Below are 17,819 nucleotides of genomic sequence, written 5' to 3'. Positions count from 1 at the left end.
ATGAGCACAGTCAGCCGCTGATCCGTGCTCCCGAGTCGAAGCCCCACAGTGCCAGCGTCATCAGCAGATTGACGCAGATCATGACGGTGATGCTGGCGCGCATCGCACGACCGGCGGCAATGCCGACGCCCACCGGACCGCCCGCGGAGTAATAGCCGAAGTAGCACTGGATGGTTGTCGTGATCACGACGAAGACGACGGCCTTGGCCAGCGAATACGCAACATCGGTCGCACTGAGCACCATGCGGAAGTAGTGGTCGTAGGTGCCGGGTGATTGGCTGCCCGCGATGCCGATGGCCAGCTCGACCGCGACGAAATTCATTGCCAGGCAGACGAGATAGAGCGGAACGATGGCGGCCACCGAGGCCATGAGCCGTGTGGTCACCAGGTAGGGGATGGATCGGATGGCGAGTGTTTCCATCGCGTCGATCTCCTCGGCGATGCGCATGGCGCCGAGTTGGGCGGTGAATCTGCAGCCCGCCTGGGATGCGAAGGCGATGGAAGCCATGATCGGAGCCAGTTCGCGCGTGGACGCGGTCGCCGAGACCAGACCTGTCGCCGGGCCGATGCCGAGCAATTTCAGTGCGCTGTAGCCCTCGATCCCCACCAGCGCGCCGCCGCTCGCGCCGAGCACGACAATGATGCCCGCCGTACCGCCGCCGACGATGAGAGATCCGTTGCCCCAGGTGATGTCGGAAATCAGGCGCAGTAATTCCCTGCGGTAGTGGCGCAGGACGACGGGAATGGAGCTGAGCGCCCGCAGGAAGAATATGGCCATATGCCCGAGGCGCATGGCTCCGTTCAGCGGTGCGTTGGCAACGTGGAGCACCCGTCCGAGGTGCAGCGGATAGTACGGCGCCGCCATCAGAGCGCCTGTCGCGGGAAGAGCATGGTGTACATCTGGGTGAAGCCCACGTTCACCACCATGAGCAGCACGATCGAGGCCACCACGGTGGCATTGACCGAATTCGCGACACCGCCGGGACCGCCCTTGGTGCTCAATCCCTTCTGGCACGCGACGACGGTCACGATGAGTCCGAACACCACGGCCTTGACCACCGCCAGATACATATCGCCGATGCGCGCGAACGAGGAGAAGGTGGCGATGAAGCTGCCGGGCGTACCGCCCTGGACATAGACATTGAACATATATCCGGCGAGGAATCCGACGAAGGCGCTGAGCCCGGTCAGCCCGACCGCGACCAGCACTCCGGCGGCCACTCGCGGCACCACCAGTTTGCGCAGCACCGAAACCCCCATCACCTCGAGTGCATCGATCTCTTCTCGGATGGTGCGGGAGCCGAGATCGGCGCAGATCGCCGAGCCGACCGCCGCCGCAAGCAGCATCGCCGTGACCACCGGCGCCGCCTGGCGGATGACCGCGAGACCGCTGGCCGCCCCGGCCAGCGAGGTCGCGCCGACCTGACCCGCGATCAATCCGAACTGGATCGAGAGGGTCGCGCTGATGGGCAATGCGACCGCGATGGTCGGCAGGTAGGCGGTTTTGATCATGAAAGCGGCCTGCCGCACGAACTCCTTGAATGCGAAACGGCCTGTCGCGATGTCGATTACGAGATACTGCACGGCACGCACACCCAGAATGAACTGGGCGCCAACGGTATCGAGCGATGCGACCGGATGACGGCGCAGATAACCGCGTCCCCAGTTCCTTATCCGCGTGACCGACGGTGCGGACGATTGATCGATCACATCACACCAACTCCACTTTGCCGGCCAGCCAACTGTCGCCGACCCGTTCCATGGTCATGACCATGCGGCTGCGATCGATCCGCGGATCGGGACTCACCGAGTTGCTGACCTCCTGATCGATGAACAGCATCACCTCGACGCGGTCCTTCGTCGCCGACTTGATGCTGGAGCCCACCACCTTTCCCTTGCTCACCGCGTTGTTCTGAACCAGCAGCGTCTTCAGTTGGTTACTGGACTGGGTGTAGGTGTCCTTGAATTCACCGGTCGCACCGTTGAGGACGGCGGCGAAATTCTGATCGATGTGCTGGGAATCGATGCTGGTCAACGTGATCGCGTAATTCTGCGCGGTGGTTGCGGCCTGCCGGGCCGCGGCATCGACCTCGTCGCGGTCGTGCAGTTTCCAGCCGAGAATGCCCGCGAACACCGATGCCGATACCGCGACGACCGCGATGGCGCCGACCGCGGCGCGAGGTGCCCAGCGATGCCGCCAGAACGGCGGCGCGACCTCTTCATGCACGGCCGAGTCCTCGGCCACCGGCTCCGAATCGGTTGTCTCGGTAGCGGTTTCCGTCTCCAGCACTGGTTGCTTCATCGAAACTCCTGGCCTTCGTTGTTATTTGCTACTTCGGCGGTACATATGCCGGAACGGGTGCGCCGCCATAAGGCGTCGGGATCGACAGCGGGCCCTGTGGTGTCGGATCGGCGGTCGCCAGCGGATCGACTCCGGGCGGTGGGTGAGCGGTGTCATCGCCGGGGGGTCGTGGCGCATTGCGCGCGCCGCGTGGCACGAGCGTCGGATCCGGGTCGGTGCAGTAGGCGTACAAGTAGGGTTCGGGATGGTTCGCGAGGGTGATGGGCAGGCGCGGCAGGTCGTAGTCGCACTGCTTTCGCGGATAGATGCTGGCGATCGCCCACACCGCGCCGTCGTGGAATGCGGTGCCCAGCGCGTCCGCCGCGGACCCGGGCCGATGCGTGGGGAAGAACAGATTGTTCATGGCAGGCACGTGCACATACGACATCTGGGCCACGGTCGCGAGATTCCCGAGCAGTTGGACCATGGTCGGGGAGTTGTCGGCGATGATCTGGTCCATGGTCCGCAGCATCTCCGGTGCGGTGTCGACCAGGGTTTCGAACCCGCCCGTCATCGAATTCACCCCGGCGAGAGTGCGTTCGAGATCGGCCGCGGTAATCGCGAGGCCAGGTCCGAGGTCGCGTGCGGTGCCGAGCACCACCTCGCTATTGCGCAGCAGGCTGACTGTTTGCGGAAGTACCGCACCGAGTGTGGTGATCATGAAGGCACCGCCATCGATGATCGCCGCCAGTTTCTCCGGCGCCGCCGAACTCGCGCCCAACTCGTGCACGATCGCCTGGAGCTTGCCGGGATCGAGTTGTGCGATGGTGCCGGTGAGGTCGCCGAGCAACTGGGCCAATTGCACCGGCACCGTGGTCCGGTCGGCGCCGACGAGCGCACCGGCGGCCAGATACGGGCCGCTGGAGGTGGCCGGGACGAAATCCAAGTATTGCTCACCGGCCGGTGAGAGTCCGGCCACCCGGACCGTGCTGTCGGTCGGGATCCTGGTGCCTGCCTCGATCGATGCGACCGCGACCACTTGACCGTCCACCAGATCGACCGAAGTCACCCGGCCGACGCGGACACCGCGCACCGTGACATCCCGGTCTTGTAGCAGACCACCGGATTGGGTCAGGTGGACCCGGATCTGATAGGTCGAGGCGAGCGGGTTCAGCTCGAGCGATCCGAACACGACATACGTCGCGCCCACGATCAGCGTGGCCACCAGGGCGATCAAGGAGATGACGAGCCGATGACGGACCAACCGGTCGGTGACCGCGAGGGTCGCGCTCGCCGCCGACTCCACGCGCATCTCGAAGGACCGATTCGGTTCCGGGCGCTTCATCGTCCCGGTCCGATCACTCGGCCGTACAACCGGCCCAGGGTGTACGCCAACGAACCGGCGAAATTGGCCCAGTCGCTCTGGTCGGGCACCCGGGCTTCCGGGTTGCCTGGGAAGTTCGGGTCGGGCACCGCGCCGAGCGCTATCTGATAAATGTCGGCGTCGGCGCTGGCGGCGGGGGAGTTGGCTACCTTGCCGCCGACCAGGGCCAGGGTGTGATTCAGCCCGTCGAGGTTGGCGCCGGGGTCGGTCGCGGCGGTGTTGAGTCCGGCGGCGAGATTGTTGAGATCGCTTACCAGACTGCGCTTTCCGGTGCCGTTGATCGACGGAAACTTGGTGAGCTGGCCCGCGATCCGATTCAACTGGGCGGCGATATCCACGATGTCCTGGGTGCTGGCGGCCACGACATCCAGGGCCGGGCCCGCGGCGGCGACTACGTCGTTGACCACGGATTGTTGTGCCGCAATGGTGGCGGTCAGTGCGGCGGTGTCGTGGACCACCGCCCGGATCTGGTCCGATCGTGCCGAGAGGGTCTGGACCAGTGCGGTCGTCTGGACGATCAGTTCACCCATCCGATCACCCCGCCCACCGAATTCGGCGCCGAGACCGTTGATCACCTTCGTCAGATCGCGGATCACTCCGCCGTTGACCAGCAATGCCGCCCGCGTGAGCACTTCCTCGATGGTGGCCGCCGCCGAGGTCGACGACTGCGCAATGCTGTCCCCATCGTGCAGCACAGCGGCGCCGGGAGCCGGATTCGGCGGCGGGGCGAGTGCGACGAACACATCGCCGAGCGGTGTGGCCGAGCGCAATTCGGCGGTCGTGCCCGCCGGTAGCACGACCTCGGATCGGATCCGCAGGGTGACGACGGCGGCATAATCGCGTGCCGTCATGGACTCGACCTCACCGACATCGGCGCCGTCGACCTTCACCTTGGCCTTGGTCGGGAGATTGAGCGCGTTGGCGAAGGTGGCCGTCAGCGCGAAGCTGTGCGATCCGACCGATGGTGCGGGCAGCGGCATCCGGTCCAGCCCCACCGAACACCCGCTCGCCGGTGCCGCGGCCAGGAGCACGACGGCGGCAGCGGTGAATCTTGTTTTCCTGGTGGTCATTTCGGCAAACCCGCGATTCCGGCCAGCATGGCCACGATGCCGAAGTCCGGCCCCATATCGGACATCTTCCCGGTGTTGCAGCCGAGCTGTTTCAGGTCGAGCAGGTTGCACACCTGCTTCACCATCTGCCCGTCCAATGCGACCTTGTCCACATTCACGTGCACTCGGCCCGCACCCACATTCGGGTCGATCACGGCATAGGCGTTGTCGACGACCAGCGGAAACAGGTCCATGAATTCCGCGACGTTGCGGTTGTAATCCGACAGACTCTGGAAGATGACGTTCGCTCCGCTCGCCGTACCGGCCAGTGTGCCGCGATTTCGCTGCATGAGATCGTTTGTCCGGGTGAGGATTTCGTTCAGTTTCGCGCCGGTGTCACCGGTGCCGAGGTTTTGTTCGGCGAGCAGGTCACTCAGCTGACGGACCCCGGTGCCGAACTCGCGAATCGTCTGGTCGTTGCTCGCGGCCGCGGCGGTGAGCGAGTCCAGGTTCTGCACCAGGGTGGTTATCGCGTTCTTGGTGGCGGCGCCGTGATCATCGCCCATGCGCAGCGCGCGGGACAGTTGGTCCAGCGCGGCCTTGATCTGCGCGCCGTTGTCGGTCGCCACCGCCGCGCCGACATCGACCGCGTCGGCGATCGGGCCGCGCCCCTGCCCGTCGCCCTGCAATGACGTGGACAGCTTGTCCGCCATCGCGAGCAGACTGTCGAATTCGACCGGGGTCTTCGTCCGATCGACACCTAACGTCGCACCGTTGGACAGTGTCGGCCCGCCGCGGTAGACCGGAGTGAGTTCGATGTGCCGGTCGGTCAGCACCGAATCCGACACGGTCACCGCCGTGACGTCGGCCGGAATCCGTACCGAGGCATCCACATTCATCGTCACTTCGACATAGGAGCCGCGTTGCGCGACGCTCGCCACCTTGCCGATCCGCATGCCGAGCACATCCACCGGATTTCCGACGAATACACCCGCGGCACTATCGAAATGCGCTGTCACGGTGATGGTTTCGCGATTCAGCTGGGCAAGTGGAGCGCTGGCCGCGCCCGCGATCAGCGCGGTGACCGCGAGTACGAGAACCAGCTTCACCGGGCGGGGTAACGATCTCATCGACAGTCCTCCGAATAGGGTGGCAGCTGGACCTGCGCGCGGCCGACCAGCGCGCACATGAAGGAGTCGACGAACGCTCCCGAGGACGCGTTGGCGTCCAGTTCCGTGCCGGAGCCGGTCACGTCCGCCCAGCTGCGCCAGGGAACCGGAAGGATCTGCAATATGTTGCGCAGCAGGTCGTCGTGCCTGCTGAGCATCTGCACCAGCTGGCTCAGATTGTCGAGCAGGGATTGAATTTCGGGTTGGTCGTCCACGACGATCGGCTGCAGCGCCCGCACCACATTGCTGGTGGCGGCGATGAGGGCCGCGATGGCCTGCCGTTTGGCCGCGACCTCCCGCAGCAGGTCGCGGCCCTGGTCGACCAGCACGCCGAGGCCGGCCCGCTGGTTCTCGATGACCGTGGTGAGTTGGCTGGTGCTGGTCAGCAGTGTGCCGATCTGCCCGCGACGTTCGGCGATCACACCGGACAGCGTCGTAATGTTCTGCATCACCGACGGAATCAGCTGCGGCAAACCGTGCAACTGGGTGGACAGTTCGGTGAGCGCCTGCCCGACCTTGTCGGCATCGACCTGATCGAAGGTGGTCGTCGCGTCGGCGAGGGCCGACTGCAGATCGTAGGGAACACTGGTCTGCGCCAAGGGAATTCGGTCATTCGGCAGTGCACCCGATCCGGCCGGTGCCAGTTCCACGTACCGATTGCCCAGCAAGGTGGTGAGTTTGATCGCCGCGGTCGTGGCGGGGCCGAGTACCACATTGTCGGCGATGCTCAGCATTGCCGTCACGTGGTCACCGGCCAAGCGCAGCCCGACCACGTGGCCCACCGGCACCCCCGCCACGGTCACCTGATCGCCTGCGCCGAGTTGCGCGGCCTGGGCGAAGTCGGCCTCCAGGCGGCGTTCACCGATATCGAGCGAATTGACGCCCAGTGCGGCGACGACCGCGACGACCAGCAGGGCGATCGCGGTGAATCCGAGCCAGGGCTTGCTGAGGTCTTCGAGTGCCCGCCGCCCGATTCGCCTGCGGCCCTTGCGATTCCACGGTATACGCATGTGGTCACCTGCACTTGGAGGTGTGTTGGGCAACCCCGCCGGGGGTCACCGCGTCGACTATTTGCGGAATCAGCGGTGTCAGGCCCGGGACGAGCGACAGGGTCACATCGCAGACGTAGGCGTCGATGTAACCGCCTTCCTGCGATATGCGGGCCAGCCCTTTCAGGATCATCGGCAGGTTGTAGCCGAGGTACTCGAACTTCGCCTTGTTGTCCAGGAAGTGCTGCGCGAATCCCGGTTCCCGATTCAGGAAGTCGACGAGGGTGGGCTGGTCGGCGGCCACGATCTGCGAGGCCCGGCCGACCACGACGGCAATCCGGTCCACGGAATCGAACAATGCCTGCCGATTCTGTTGCAGGCCTTCGAAAACCGATCGCGTCCGGTCGATCACCGTGGTCAGATCCCCGCTCTGCTGGGCGAGGTTGCCCACGATGGTGGCGAGATTCGAGATGACCTGGCCGAGCACCTCGTCCGGCCCGGCGAAGGATTCCGCAAGCCGGGTCGTCTCCGCGATCAGCGTGGTGACCGAGCCGTTGTCGCCCTGCAATGCCTTGATCAGGGCGCCGGTTATGTTGTCGACCGCGGTCCGGTCCAGCGTGCCGAACAGCGGCTCGAAACCGTTGAGCAGCTTGGAGATATCGAACGACGGCTCGGTGTGGTCGACGGGAATTTCGGCGCCCGGTTTCAGTACGGTCGGGTCGCCATGGTTGCCCATGGCCACACCGAGGTAGCGCTGACCGATCAGGTTCTGATACGTCACCGATACGGTGGTGTTCCCGGTCAGCACCTGATCGCTGTGGATACGGAAACCGACCCGCGCGAGTGTGCCCGCCAACTCGACGGATTCGACCCGGCCGACCCGGACACCGGCCATTCGGACGTCATCACCGACACGCAGGCCGGAGACATTGGTGAACAGTGCTGAGTACCCGGTGGTCTGGCCGCTGATGCCGCGCTCGAGGGTGACGGCGACCGACCAGCTGAGCAGCGCCGAACTGATGAGGAAGGCGATCAGCACGACCAGTGATCCGCGATAGCTCATCGAGTGCCCCCGTTCGGGTCCGGTGCGATCGCGACGGTGGCGCCGCGGGCCAGCGGACCGAACAGGATGTCCGCGGCGGCATTGGGTTCGCCGCCGAGGATTTCGGCGATCCGCTCCTGTTCGGCGGCACTGCCCACCGGTCCGATATCACTGGTCAGCAGCGAGCTCGGTGGCTGGAAGCGGCGTGGATCGAAGCCGGGCGGCAAGCCCTCGGCCGGGGCGGGTGTCGCCGGACCGCTCGCGCAGTTGGGACCGGCCAGCTCGCCGTACCGGGGGCAGTCCGCCGAGGTGTACTGCCGGTTGGGGGTCAGCTGCAGAATGACGCGCGCGTTGAGCCGTTGGGTCTGTGGATTCCACAACTCGTTGAATCGGCCGGTCATTCGCGTGAGCGAAGTACTGATCTGCGGAAACTTGCTCGCACCGTCACCGAGTGCGCCGAGGGCCGGTGATATGTGCGTGGTGACGTCGATGATTTTGTCGGTGTTGTGGTCGAGTGCGGTGCCGACGGTACCGAGCGTGTACAGGCTGCCGGACAGCAGCGCGGTGAGTTTCGCCCGCTGCTCTGCCACCGTCTGCAGCGGGACGATCGCGTGGTGCATGGCGTCGAGCAGATCCGGTGCCGTCGACTGGAGTTCACGCATCGCGGCCGAGAGCGAGTCGAGCGTGGACGGCGCGGCGTCCACGGAGACGACCTTGTCCAGTTCGACGACGATATCGCGCAGCCGTGCCGCCGCATTCTCGATGCCTGCGCCGCGCCCCTCGGTGGCTTCGGCGAGGGTCGCCAACATGCCGACCGCGTTGTCGGTGTCCTCCCGGCCGACCGCGGCGATGATTCGCCGCAGCTGATCGAGCGAGGTCTGCAGGCGTACGGTCGCCAGGCTGTGATCCTGGCTGATCCGGGCACCTGAACTCAGCGGCGCCGCCGCACCGTTGTAGACGAGTTGTACCGAGGGCACCGCGAATACGTTGCTCGGCACGACCCGCGCGGTCACCGTGCCCGGAATCACCTGCGCGAAGTGCGGACTCAGCTCGATTCGGACGTCGTTCATGCCGGTTTCGGCGGCCGGCGTCACTGCCGTCACGAACCCGACCCGAACCCCTTGGAATTTCACATCCGACTTGGTGGGCAGCCCATCGCCCACATTGGCCATGACGGCGGTCACCGTCACGGTCTTGCGAAGTGCCCCACGGGAATTCGCGACCATCACGGTGGCGGCGGCCGCTATGACGACGAGGCAGCAGACACCGGTCACCAGCAGGCGGACCGAGGAGGGGCCTCGGCCGTCGGGTTCGAACATGATCGACACGAAATCCAACTCACTCTCGCGGCGCGGATGCGTCTTGTGGCGTGAATCGGATGTGTAGATCGGTGAGCCCACGCAGGATGTAGGTGGGTTCGTAGCGGTAGTCGCGGTCGTCCGCGGGACCGTGCTCGTCGGCATCAATGGTGATGTCCAGCATCCGATCCAGGATGCGTTCGAGCGATACCCGCCCCTCCACTCGCGCCAGCGGACCGCCGGGGCAGGAGTGCACACCACGGCCGAAGGCCATGTGCTCGCGGAAGTTCGCGCGATCCATGCGGAACTCGTGCGGGTTCTCGAACCGGTCCGGGTCGCGGTTGGCCGCGCCGGGGCAGACCATGAGCGTGGATCCGGCCGGTACGTCGACCCCGCCGACCTCGGTGTCGCGGCGGGCGAGCCGGAAGCCGCTCTTGACCGGGGCGTGCATGCGCAGCGTCTCCTCGATGAATACCGGGATGCGGCTGCGATCGGCACGCAGTGCCTGCTGCAGCTCCGGATCGTCACCGAGTACGCGCACGGCGGCGGCGAGCAGCTTGGCGGTCGTCTCCTGACCCGCGCCGAATACGAAGGTCGCCGAACGGACCACATCGATGACCTCGGGTGTCGACCCGTCCGGATATTTCGCCAGCGCCAGCGAGGTCAGCACGTCGTCGCGCGGCTCGCGTCGCCGATCGCTGATGTAGGCGCTGAACTTTTCGTCGAGCCACTCCAAGGGATTCGTGCCGACCGATACCTTGTCCAGCGCACCGACCTGGCTGCCGGGCCGCTCGGCGCCGAGCACGACCCGGAACTCCTGGTGGTCCTGCTCCGGCACGCCGAGCAGGTCGGCGATCACCAAGAGCGAGAACGGTTTCGCGTACTCGGCGACGAATTCGGCGCGGCCGTTTGCCAGGAATTCGTCGAGCTGGCGGTCGGCCAGCCGCCACATGAACTCCTCGTTCTCCTTCAGCCGCGCCGGAGTCAACAGCCGGTTCAGCACCGACCGGGCGTAGGTGTGCTCCGGGGGATCCATCGTGACCATGTGCTCGTACATGGGCAGCTGGGTGCGGTGCTGCTCGATCTGCGCGTTGATGTCCGAGCCCTCGGGCACGAACGGCAGCGGTGGGAACGGGCCGCCCACTGCGATGCACGAGGAGAAGGTCTCGGCGTCGCGCAAGACTTGGGAGACTTCCTCGTATCCGGTCACCGCGAGCACGTTGTAGTGCGGCTCCCGCGTCACCGGGCATTTGGCGCGCAGGTGATCGAAGTACGGATAGGGATCGGGCACGAGTGCCGGATCGGTGAAGTAGTCGATGGTGTCGAAATCGGTCATCGTCGGCTCCTGGATCGGGAGGTCACGGGTATTCCACGGTGATGGAGGGGGTCTGGGGAACGGCCTGGCAGGTGAGGATGTAGCCGGCCGCGACGTCGTCGTCGGTCAGCGCGTCGTTCACCAACATCTCGACCCGCCCGTCGACGAGGGTGGCCATACAGGTTCCGCAGTTGCCTGCCTCGCAGGAAAACGGTGGTGTCAGCCCGGCCCGGCGTGCGGTTTCGAGCACCGTATCGCCTGCTCGGCCGGGTTGTGACGTCGCGGCACCGTCCAAGTGAATTGTCACAATTCCATTTGCCACCGCATTGTGCGATAGCCCGGGTTCGGCGGGCGCGGGAGTGTGCGGGATCAACATCGATCGCGAAATCACTTTCGTGGGATTATGGCGGCAGCGCATGCGGAGAAAAGCTGCTCGAAATCGAATCAGAGTTTCCGATCCGATTTGCTACGCCGATGATTGTGCGCGTGGTCACAGGTCGGGTCAATAGGTGCGAGCAAATATTTTTCTCGGCTGCCGATGCCCTTTTTCGGCACGCTGGAATGCACCCCTACCACATGATAATCGGAGGGTGCGCCGAATTCGGGAACCGAAAATTTCGGTCACCCGTATACCGTAATTCTATTTCTGTTGAACGATCGGATTTCCGATCAGAAATACCACCTCCCGTTGTCGCCCGGCCGCGGTGTCGCGGCGGCCCGGCGGACCGTGTGGCTGTGCTCGGGACGTGCTAGCCCGCGTTCGGTCGATGTGCGGCGCCATCCTGCGTCGACGCATCGGTGTCCAGGGGCCGTTCCCGTACGAAAGGTGCGGTGACCGACGGATCCAGTACCAATGGCTGCCGCTGGTCGGTGGCGCTGCGTCGCTCGCGAATGGCCCGGTCCTGCGCCGTGTTGTCCGCGCTGAGGCGCCGCACGGTGCGCTCGAGTATCGGGAGGATCTCGTCGACGTCGAGGGTCTTGTCCGCGACCCGCGCGATCAGGGCGTAGATCACGTTGGTCAGTATCAGCCCCATGTCCTCGATGTACTCGAGATCGGCACCATCGAGGATCTGTCCGGCTACTGGCAGGATGGCTGCGAATCCGTCGACGCTCAGGCGCGCGCCGCCCGGGGCTGAGTGGGCCCGGTGGAACGCTTCGAGCATCGTTGGATTGCGCTCCCACGGCTCGAACACATGTCGCAGCACGCGTATCACGCCATCGGATATCGATTCCTCGGGTGTGGGTGGGGCGATGTCGGGATAGGTGTTGGTGGCCATCCACTCGTGGACCGCGGCGATGATCAACGCGTCCCGGGTGGGGAACAGCTTGTACACCGTGGCGAGTGATACGTGTGCGCGTCGCGCTACCTCGCGCAGTTGAACGGCGTCGTAGCCGTCGGTCTGCAGCAGTGCGAGCACGGTTTTGATGATCTTCTTCGACGGAATCCGTGCTGCTGTCCGACTCACGCGAAAACTGTAACACGGTTACCATGGTAACCGTGTTACTGGATCGAGGGAACGCTTTCGGCAGGATGGATCGGCCGATCTGTGGCGTGCAGCGGTCGGGTCGATCCGCCGCGACGGGCCGCGACGATTTCGGCTCCGATGGCGACGGCGACCTCGGCCGTGGTCCGACCACCCAGATCCAGGCCGATGGGGGAGTGCAGGCAAGCCAGCTCGGCATCGGTGAGCCCGGCCGCGCGCAACCGGGTTCGGCGCTCGGCGTCGGCTCGGCGCGATCCCATGGCGCCCACGTAGGCGATCGGCAGGCGCAGTGCGATCTCCAGCAGTGGGATATCGAATTTCGGGTCGTGGGTCAGGACGCACATCACGGTTCTGGCGTCGATCGGGGTGTCCGCGAGGTATCGATGCGGCCAGTCGACGACGACCTCGTCGGCATCGGGAAAACGATCTCGGGTCGCGAAGACCGCACGCGCATCGCACAGCGTGACCCGATAGCCGAGCAGGCTGCCTACCCGGCACACCGCCCCGGCGAAATCGGTTGCCCCGCAGACGATCATCCGTGGTGGTGGTGCGAAGGACTCGACGAAAACCGTCGATTCCCCTGCGTCGCAGCCGATCGTGGCTACGCCGGTTGCGCCGAGGTCCAACATGGCGCGGACCTCGGCGACGACGGCGGCGTCCAACGGCGCGCCGACGAAGTGGCTCGGATCGACCGTGGTCATGGCCCCGGTGTCCAGATCGCGGACCAGCGCCGCCGGGCCCGGCGGCCGCAATGCCGCTTCGATGATCCGGTAGTCGACCGGGCGCACCCGATGGACGAAAACGTCCATGGTGCCGCCGCAGGTCAGGCCGATCGCGAAGGCGTCGGAGTTGTCGTAGCCGAAGCTCGCCCGCATCGGCGTGCCCGATCGCAGGACCTGTCGGCACAGGTCGTATGCGGCGGCCTCGACGCAGCCGCCCGAGATGCTGCCGAGGACGGTCCCGGCGGCGTCGACGGCGAGCGCGGCGCCGACCGGTCGGGGAGCGCTTCCGGTCACCCCGACGACGGTCGCGATCGCGTATTGCGCATCGGCCGCATGCCAGCGCAGTAATGACGCGGTCAGTTCCCGCATGATCGACCCTCTCGACGACATTGCGCGATGGCAGGTGCAGGTGGAAGAATGACAAGTGCCCAACATGAGATCATAATTCTCAGTCAAGACATATTACACTCTTGACACCGTAATCGATGCGGTGCTAGACAATTCCTCAGCAGCGATGAGTGGCACCGAGGAGTGCCGGATCGCGTTGATTCGAACGGATTTCCAATGCTCTTTTTCCCTGCTCGCAGATTTTCATCGCGCTAGTGCATATTTCTTCCGGCAGTGCGCTTCCGGACACCATTTACCCGATGGTGGCGGAAACGCTCCGCACAGTGAATGGGAGGCCCGCCTGATGACAGATATCGGGATTCGTCAGGTGACGGAAGCGCCGCCGACCGGATTCGTCGGCACCCGGGTGCCCAGGGTCGAAGACCTCCGGTTGGTGACCGGTGCGGGCAGTTTCGTCGACGATGTGCATCGTCCGGGCATGCTGCACGCCTGCTTCGTGCGAAGTCCGATCCCACGTGGTCGCATCCTCGGCATCGATACCGCGGCGGCCTCGGCGCTCGACGGAGTGTATGCCGTGTTCACGGCCGCCGACCTGAATCCGGAAGTGCACCAGTTCTCGTACTCGCTGGACGCCCCCGGACTGCCGCCGGTGCCGCGGCCGCCGCTGGCCGAGGGCGAGGTGCGGTTCGTCGGTGATCCGGTCGCCCTGGTGGTCGCCATCGATCGGTATGTGGCCGAGGATGCGGTCGAGTTGGTGGTCGTCGATTACGAACCGCTCGAGCCGGTCGTCGACTACCGCACGGCACACGAAACCACCGAACTGGTACATGAACAGTGCCCGGGCAACCTGGCCGGCACGCTGAGCGGGCGCCCAGCGGCAGAGCTCGACCCGATCTTCGATTCGGCCGCATATGTGGTGCGGCAGCAGATCTTTCAGCAGGCATACGCGCCGGTGCCGATGGAGACGCGGGGCTTGATCGCGGAATGGTGGGCTCCCAGCGGAGAGTTGACGGTCTGGGCATCCACCCAGGTGCCGCACGAGATCCGCGGCTTCTGCGCGCGACTTCTGGGCATCGCCGAACATTCGGTGCGGGTCATCATGCGTGATACCGGCGGCGGCTTCGGGCTCAAGGCCGCGCCGTTGCGCGAGGACGTCTGTATCGTGCTGGCCGCCCGCAAGCTGCCGGTGGCGCTGAAATGGATCGAGGATCGGCAGGAAAACCTGATGGCCGGCGGCATGGCTCGGCACGAGCACGGTGATGCCCGCATGGCCTTCGATTCGGACGGCACCATCCTCGCCGCGGCCATCGACTACGTACAGAATGTCGGCGCCTATCCCACCCCGTCGCCGCTGACGGCCGCCATCCCGGTCGGGATGCTGTTCCCGGGACCGTACCGGGTACCTGCCGCGACATTCGATGTCCGGCTTATGTATTCGAACACCGTGGGACGCGTCGCCTATCGCGGTCCCTGGCAGTTCGAGTCGGTGGCCCGCGAGGTACTGCTGGATGCCGCGGCGCGCCGGATGGGGATGGACCCGGTGGCATTGAGACGACGAAATATGTTGCGACAGGACGAGTTTCCGACGTTCAACCCCAACGGCATGCCGTATTCCGACGTGTCACCGTCGGAGACGTTCGAGCAGGCACTGGCCATGCTCGACTACGACGACTTCCGTGACCAGCAGCGGCGTGCCCGAGCCGAAGGCCGCTACCTCGGGGTCGGCACCTGTACCTACCTCGAACCGACCACCGGCGGCACGCCGCTGCACAGCACCGAAGGCGCGACCATTCGGATCGAACCCTCCGGGAAGGTCAATGTGTATGTGTCGGGCGGATCGTCGGGAAACAGTCTGGAGACTACCGTCGTTCAACTGACCGCCGACGCGCTCGGTGTGGACATCGCCGATGTCCACACGATTCAAGGTGATACCGCGCTGACTCCGTTCGGCGGCGGCACCGGTGGCAGCCGATCGGGGTCGATGCTGGCAGGTGCGATCGCGGAGACGGCCGCGGTACTGCGCGAACGGATAGTGGCGATCGCAGCGCACAAGCTGGGCGCGCCCGTCGAGGACGTGGAGTTGACGCGCGGCCGCGCGGTGGTCCGTGGCGTGCCGGATGTGGCGATGACGTTGGCCGAAATAGCGGATATCGCCTACTTCAATGGATACGACCTGCCGCCGGGCGTGCCCGCGGGCTTGGAGGCCAGCGGCCGATATCGGACGCCGCACATGATGATCTGGGCCAACGCGACCCATGTGTGCACCTGCGAGGTCGACATAGAAACGGGGGCGGTGACATTGCTGCGCTACATCGTCAGCGAGGACTGCGGGCCGATGATCAACCCGGATGTGGTGGAGGGCCAGATCTTCGGCGGCACCGTTCAGGGCATCGGCGGCGCGCTGTACGAGCACCTGGCATATGACGAGAGCGGGAATCCGATCAGCACAACCTTCATGGACTACCTGCTGCCCACCGCGACCGAGGTGCCGGTCATCGAGGTCGGGCATGTCGAGACACCGAGCCCCGGCCCCGGCGGTTTCAAGGGGGTCGGTGAGGGCGGCGCCATCGGGTCCGCGCCCGCGGTGATCAATGCCGTGGTCGATGCTCTCGCACCGTTCGGCGTGGAGGTCGGCCACCTGCCGCTCTCGCCCGCCGCGATCGTTGCACTGGTGGACCGGGCGCGCGCCGATCTAACCGGGACGGTGCAGGCATGAAACCCGCGCCGTTCGAATATCACGCGCCGATCTCCACCATGGCGGCCGTCGAGCTGCTCGCCGAACTCGGTGACGATGCGAAGCTCATCGCGGGTGGGCAGAGTCTGGTGCCGATGCTGGCATTGCGGTTGGCGGTCCCCGAGCATCTGGTCGACGTGTGCCGCATCGATCAACTGTGCGGTATCGAGTCGCGCGCCGACTCGGTGTGGGTCGGGGCGGGGACGACCCACACCGCGGTCGGCCGGTCCGCGGAGATCAACCGGGTGGTGCCGCTGCTGGCACGGGCCACCCCGCTGATCGGTCATCCCCAGATCCGCAACCGCGGCACGATAGGCGGCTCGATCGCCCACGCCGATGCCGCGGCCGAATATCCGGCGGTGGCGCTGGTGCTCGACGCGCGTATCGAGGCGCAGTCGCCGCGCGGGCGTCGGACCCTGTCCGCGTCGGATTTCTTCACCGGCATGTGGAGCACCGAACTTGCCGCCGACGAACTGCTGACCGGGATCGTCTTTCCGGCGTGGCATGGTCGCTGTGGTTTCGCGATCGAGGAATTCGCCCGTCGCAGTGGTGATTTCGCATTGGCGGGCGCAGTCGTAGCCGTCGGTCTGGACGCCGACTCCCGCGTGGACCGGTGCCGTATCGGTCTGTTCGGACTCGGGCCTACCCCGAGCAGGTCCGCTGCCCTCGAGGCAGAACTGATCGGCAAAGACATCGCCGAGTTCGCCGCCGACGAGGTCGGTCATGCGGCGACGGAACGGTTGGACGCGGTGCCGTCCGATCTGCACGGCACGGCCGACTATCGCAAACGGGTCGGGGCGGTCATGGTGGCGCGCGCTTGGCGCCGCGCCGTTGAGGAGGCGAGTAATGACTGACATCGATATCGAGGTGCGGGTCAACGGGCGGGCCCGGCGCCATCGGGTGCCGCCCCGGCTGACCCTGGCCGACTACCTGCGCGAAATTTGCGGGCTGACCGGGACCCACCTGGGCTGCGAGCACGGGGTGTGCGGTGCGTGCACGGTATTGCTGGACGGACAGGCAGTACGCGGCTGCCTGGTCCTGGCCGTGCAGGCCGACGGTGCGGAAGTGACGACCGTGGAGGGGATTGCATCGCCGGACGGCCGGCTGTCCCCGGTGCAGGCCGCGTTCCGTGACTGTCACGGGCTCCAATGTGGTTTCTGCACACCGGGGTTCATCACCAGCGTGACCGCATTCCTGCAGGAAAGTCCGGACCCGTCCGATGACGAGATCCGAGAAGCACTGTCCGGCAATGTATGTCGCTGCACTGGATATCAGGGGATCGTGAAAGCCGTTCGTGCGGCTGCGGAATCGATCGCGAAGGAGTCCGCATGAAGTTCGAGAACACCTTCAGCATTCCCGCCCCCGCCGCACAAGCCTGGCGGGTGCTGCTCGACCTCGAGCGGATCGCCCCCTGCGTCCCCGGAGCCGCCATCACCGGGCGCGACGGCGACGACTACCGCGGCAAGATCAAGGTCAAACTCGGCCCGGTCACCCTGTCCTATACCGGCACCATCAAGATCGCCTCGCAGGACGAGGCGGCCGGGATCGCGGTGTTAGAGGGCGGCGGGCGAGAGGCGCGCGGCAACGGCACCGCGAAGGCGACGATCACCTGCCGACTTGTCGAATCCGCAGGCGTGACAGATGTTTTCGTCGAAACCGACCTCGCAGTCACGGGTAAACCGGCCCAATTCGGCCGAGGAGCGCTTGCCGAGGTCGCCGGGACGCTGATCGGAACATTCGCCACCAATCTCGCGGCTGAGATCACCGCCGGGTCGAATACCGAATCCGCCTCGCCTGATGGGCAAGTCGAGCACGGCGCCGAATCGGGCGCGGTCGCCGAACCGCGCGCGTCGGCCGCGCCGATCGACCTGCTCGCCGCGAGCGGCATGAGCGGTGCGGCGCGCTACGGCGCGATAGCCGTTGCCGCTGTGCTGCTGACCGTTCTGCTTTTGCTTCGCCGTCGGCACCGGGCCGTCGGCGACCACGAATCCAGGGAGTGAGTGA

General features: G+C 65.7%; 17 protein-coding genes. 4 read left to right on the top strand and 13 right to left on the bottom strand.

Annotation, left to right across the window (positions count from 1 at the left end; all coding sequences use genetic code 11):
* Positions 1-10 precede the first annotated feature (10 nt).
* From ACZ60G_RS31275 to ACZ60G_RS31215, 13 genes are all read right to left on the bottom strand, one after another.
* Positions 11-865 (bottom strand): ABC transporter permease, encoded by an 855-nt coding sequence (locus tag ACZ60G_RS31275; RefSeq protein WP_465814629.1) that lies wholly within the window; start codon positions 863-865, stop codon positions 11-13.
* Positions 865-1,710, bottom strand: coding sequence for an MlaE family ABC transporter permease (locus ACZ60G_RS31270; RefSeq protein WP_465814627.1), 846 nt, complete (start codon positions 1,708-1,710; stop codon positions 865-867). Before ACZ60G_RS31270 ends, ACZ60G_RS31275 begins: the two co-directional genes overlap by 1 nt.
* A gap of 1 nt (position 1,711) precedes the next feature.
* Positions 1,712-2,302 carry a hypothetical protein gene (locus tag ACZ60G_RS31265; protein ID WP_465814625.1) on the bottom strand — a complete coding sequence of 197 codons (591 nt, stop codon included), beginning with the start codon at positions 2,300-2,302 and terminating at the stop codon, positions 1,712-1,714.
* A 28-nt stretch (positions 2,303-2,330) separates the two neighbouring features.
* Positions 2,331-3,626, bottom strand: coding sequence for an MlaD family protein (locus ACZ60G_RS31260; RefSeq protein ID WP_465814623.1), 1,296 nt, complete (start codon positions 3,624-3,626; stop codon positions 2,331-2,333).
* Entirely contained in the window at positions 3,623-4,735 is a 1,113-nt protein-coding gene (locus ACZ60G_RS31255) for an MCE family protein (RefSeq protein ID WP_465814621.1), read from the bottom strand. The genes ACZ60G_RS31260 and ACZ60G_RS31255 overlap by 4 nt, the downstream gene beginning before the upstream one ends.
* Complete coding sequence (locus ACZ60G_RS31250) at positions 4,732-5,844, bottom strand: MCE family protein (protein ID WP_465814619.1); 1,113 nt, start codon at positions 5,842-5,844, stop codon at positions 4,732-4,734. The genes ACZ60G_RS31255 and ACZ60G_RS31250 overlap by 4 nt, the downstream gene beginning before the upstream one ends.
* The gene (locus ACZ60G_RS31245; RefSeq protein ID WP_465814617.1) at positions 5,841-6,893 is read right to left on the bottom strand and encodes an MCE family protein; all 1,053 of its coding nucleotides are present in this window, start codon (positions 6,891-6,893) and stop codon (positions 5,841-5,843) included. Before ACZ60G_RS31245 ends, ACZ60G_RS31250 begins: the two co-directional genes overlap by 4 nt.
* A 4-nt stretch (positions 6,894-6,897) precedes the next feature.
* Positions 6,898-7,935: an MCE family protein gene (locus tag ACZ60G_RS31240; RefSeq protein WP_465814615.1), complete on the bottom strand. Its 1,038-nt coding sequence runs from the start codon at positions 7,933-7,935 to the stop codon at positions 6,898-6,900.
* Positions 7,932-9,233, bottom strand: a complete 1,302-nt coding sequence (locus tag ACZ60G_RS31235) for an MlaD family protein (protein WP_465814613.1) — start codon at positions 9,231-9,233, stop codon at positions 7,932-7,934. The genes ACZ60G_RS31240 and ACZ60G_RS31235 overlap by 4 nt, the downstream gene beginning before the upstream one ends.
* A 19-nt stretch (positions 9,234-9,252) precedes the next feature.
* Positions 9,253-10,548, bottom strand: coding sequence for a cytochrome P450 (locus ACZ60G_RS31230; protein WP_465814611.1), 1,296 nt, complete (start codon positions 10,546-10,548; stop codon positions 9,253-9,255).
* 22 nt (positions 10,549-10,570) lie between these two features.
* Positions 10,571-10,915 (bottom strand): 2Fe-2S iron-sulfur cluster-binding protein, encoded by a 345-nt coding sequence (locus tag ACZ60G_RS31225; protein ID WP_465814814.1) that lies wholly within the window; start codon positions 10,913-10,915, stop codon positions 10,571-10,573.
* A gap of 361 nt (positions 10,916-11,276) precedes the next feature.
* Positions 11,277-11,993 carry a TetR/AcrR family transcriptional regulator gene (locus ACZ60G_RS31220; protein ID WP_465814609.1) on the bottom strand — a complete coding sequence of 239 codons (717 nt, stop codon included), beginning with the start codon at positions 11,991-11,993 and terminating at the stop codon, positions 11,277-11,279.
* A 35-nt stretch (positions 11,994-12,028) separates the two neighbouring features.
* Positions 12,029-13,102 (bottom strand): XdhC family protein, encoded by a 1,074-nt coding sequence (locus ACZ60G_RS31215; protein WP_465814607.1) that lies wholly within the window; start codon positions 13,100-13,102, stop codon positions 12,029-12,031.
* Positions 13,103-13,424: 322 nt separating this feature from the next.
* On the opposite strand from ACZ60G_RS31215, the gene ACZ60G_RS31210 reads away from it, so the two are divergent.
* Genes ACZ60G_RS31210 through ACZ60G_RS31195 form a run of 4 tightly spaced genes read left to right on the top strand, consistent with a single transcriptional unit; the run spans position 13,425 to position 17,815 of the window.
* Positions 13,425-15,797, top strand: coding sequence for a xanthine dehydrogenase family protein molybdopterin-binding subunit (locus ACZ60G_RS31210; RefSeq protein WP_465814605.1), 2,373 nt, complete (start codon positions 13,425-13,427; stop codon positions 15,795-15,797).
* A complete protein-coding gene (locus tag ACZ60G_RS31205; RefSeq protein ID WP_465814603.1) occupies positions 15,794-16,669 on the top strand; it encodes an FAD binding domain-containing protein in 876 nt (291 codons plus the stop codon). The genes ACZ60G_RS31210 and ACZ60G_RS31205 overlap by 4 nt, the downstream gene beginning before the upstream one ends.
* Positions 16,662-17,147, top strand: a complete 486-nt coding sequence (locus ACZ60G_RS31200; protein ID WP_357466261.1) for a (2Fe-2S)-binding protein — start codon at positions 16,662-16,664, stop codon at positions 17,145-17,147. Before ACZ60G_RS31205 ends, ACZ60G_RS31200 begins: the two co-directional genes overlap by 8 nt.
* Entirely contained in the window at positions 17,144-17,815 is a 672-nt protein-coding gene (locus ACZ60G_RS31195) for an SRPBCC family protein (protein WP_465814601.1), read from the top strand. Before ACZ60G_RS31200 ends, ACZ60G_RS31195 begins: the two co-directional genes overlap by 4 nt.
* The last annotated feature ends 4 nt before the right edge of the window (positions 17,816-17,819 follow it).

It is taken from the genome of Nocardia sp. NPDC102475 (assembly GCF_055584605.1).
This window is presented reverse-complemented; position numbering and strand designations above follow the sequence as displayed.

Excerpts from the sequence above, each read along its gene's own strand:
- ACZ60G_RS31240 (WP_465814615.1), bottom strand. The coding sequence starts at position 7,935 with ATGAGCTATCGCGGATCACTGGTCGTGCTGATCGCCTTCCTCATCAGT.
- ACZ60G_RS31205 (WP_465814603.1), top strand. The coding sequence starts at position 15,794 with ATGAAACCCGCGCCGTTCGAATATCACGCGCCGATCTCCACCATGGCG.
- ACZ60G_RS31200 (WP_357466261.1), top strand. The coding sequence starts at position 16,662 with ATGACTGACATCGATATCGAGGTGCGGGTCAACGGGCGGGCCCGGCGC.
- ACZ60G_RS31260 (WP_465814623.1), bottom strand. The coding sequence starts at position 3,626 with ATGAAGCGCCCGGAACCGAATCGGTCCTTCGAGATGCGCGTGGAGTCG.
- ACZ60G_RS31255 (WP_465814621.1), bottom strand. The coding sequence starts at position 4,735 with ATGACCACCAGGAAAACAAGATTCACCGCTGCCGCCGTCGTGCTCCTG.
- ACZ60G_RS31245 (WP_465814617.1), bottom strand. The coding sequence starts at position 6,893 with ATGCGTATACCGTGGAATCGCAAGGGCCGCAGGCGAATCGGGCGGCGG.
- ACZ60G_RS31235 (WP_465814613.1), bottom strand. The coding sequence starts at position 9,233 with ATGTTCGAACCCGACGGCCGAGGCCCCTCCTCGGTCCGCCTGCTGGTG.
- ACZ60G_RS31265 (WP_465814625.1), bottom strand. The coding sequence starts at position 2,302 with ATGAAGCAACCAGTGCTGGAGACGGAAACCGCTACCGAGACAACCGAT.
- ACZ60G_RS31275 (WP_465814629.1), bottom strand. The coding sequence starts at position 865 with ATGGCGGCGCCGTACTATCCGCTGCACCTCGGACGGGTGCTCCACGTT.
- ACZ60G_RS31230 (WP_465814611.1), bottom strand. The coding sequence starts at position 10,548 with ATGACCGATTTCGACACCATCGACTACTTCACCGATCCGGCACTCGTG.
- ACZ60G_RS31215 (WP_465814607.1), bottom strand. The coding sequence starts at position 13,102 with ATGCGGGAACTGACCGCGTCATTACTGCGCTGGCATGCGGCCGATGCG.
- ACZ60G_RS31195 (WP_465814601.1), top strand. The coding sequence starts at position 17,144 with ATGAAGTTCGAGAACACCTTCAGCATTCCCGCCCCCGCCGCACAAGCC.
- ACZ60G_RS31210 (WP_465814605.1), top strand. The coding sequence starts at position 13,425 with ATGACAGATATCGGGATTCGTCAGGTGACGGAAGCGCCGCCGACCGGA.
- ACZ60G_RS31250 (WP_465814619.1), bottom strand. The coding sequence starts at position 5,844 with ATGAGATCGTTACCCCGCCCGGTGAAGCTGGTTCTCGTACTCGCGGTC.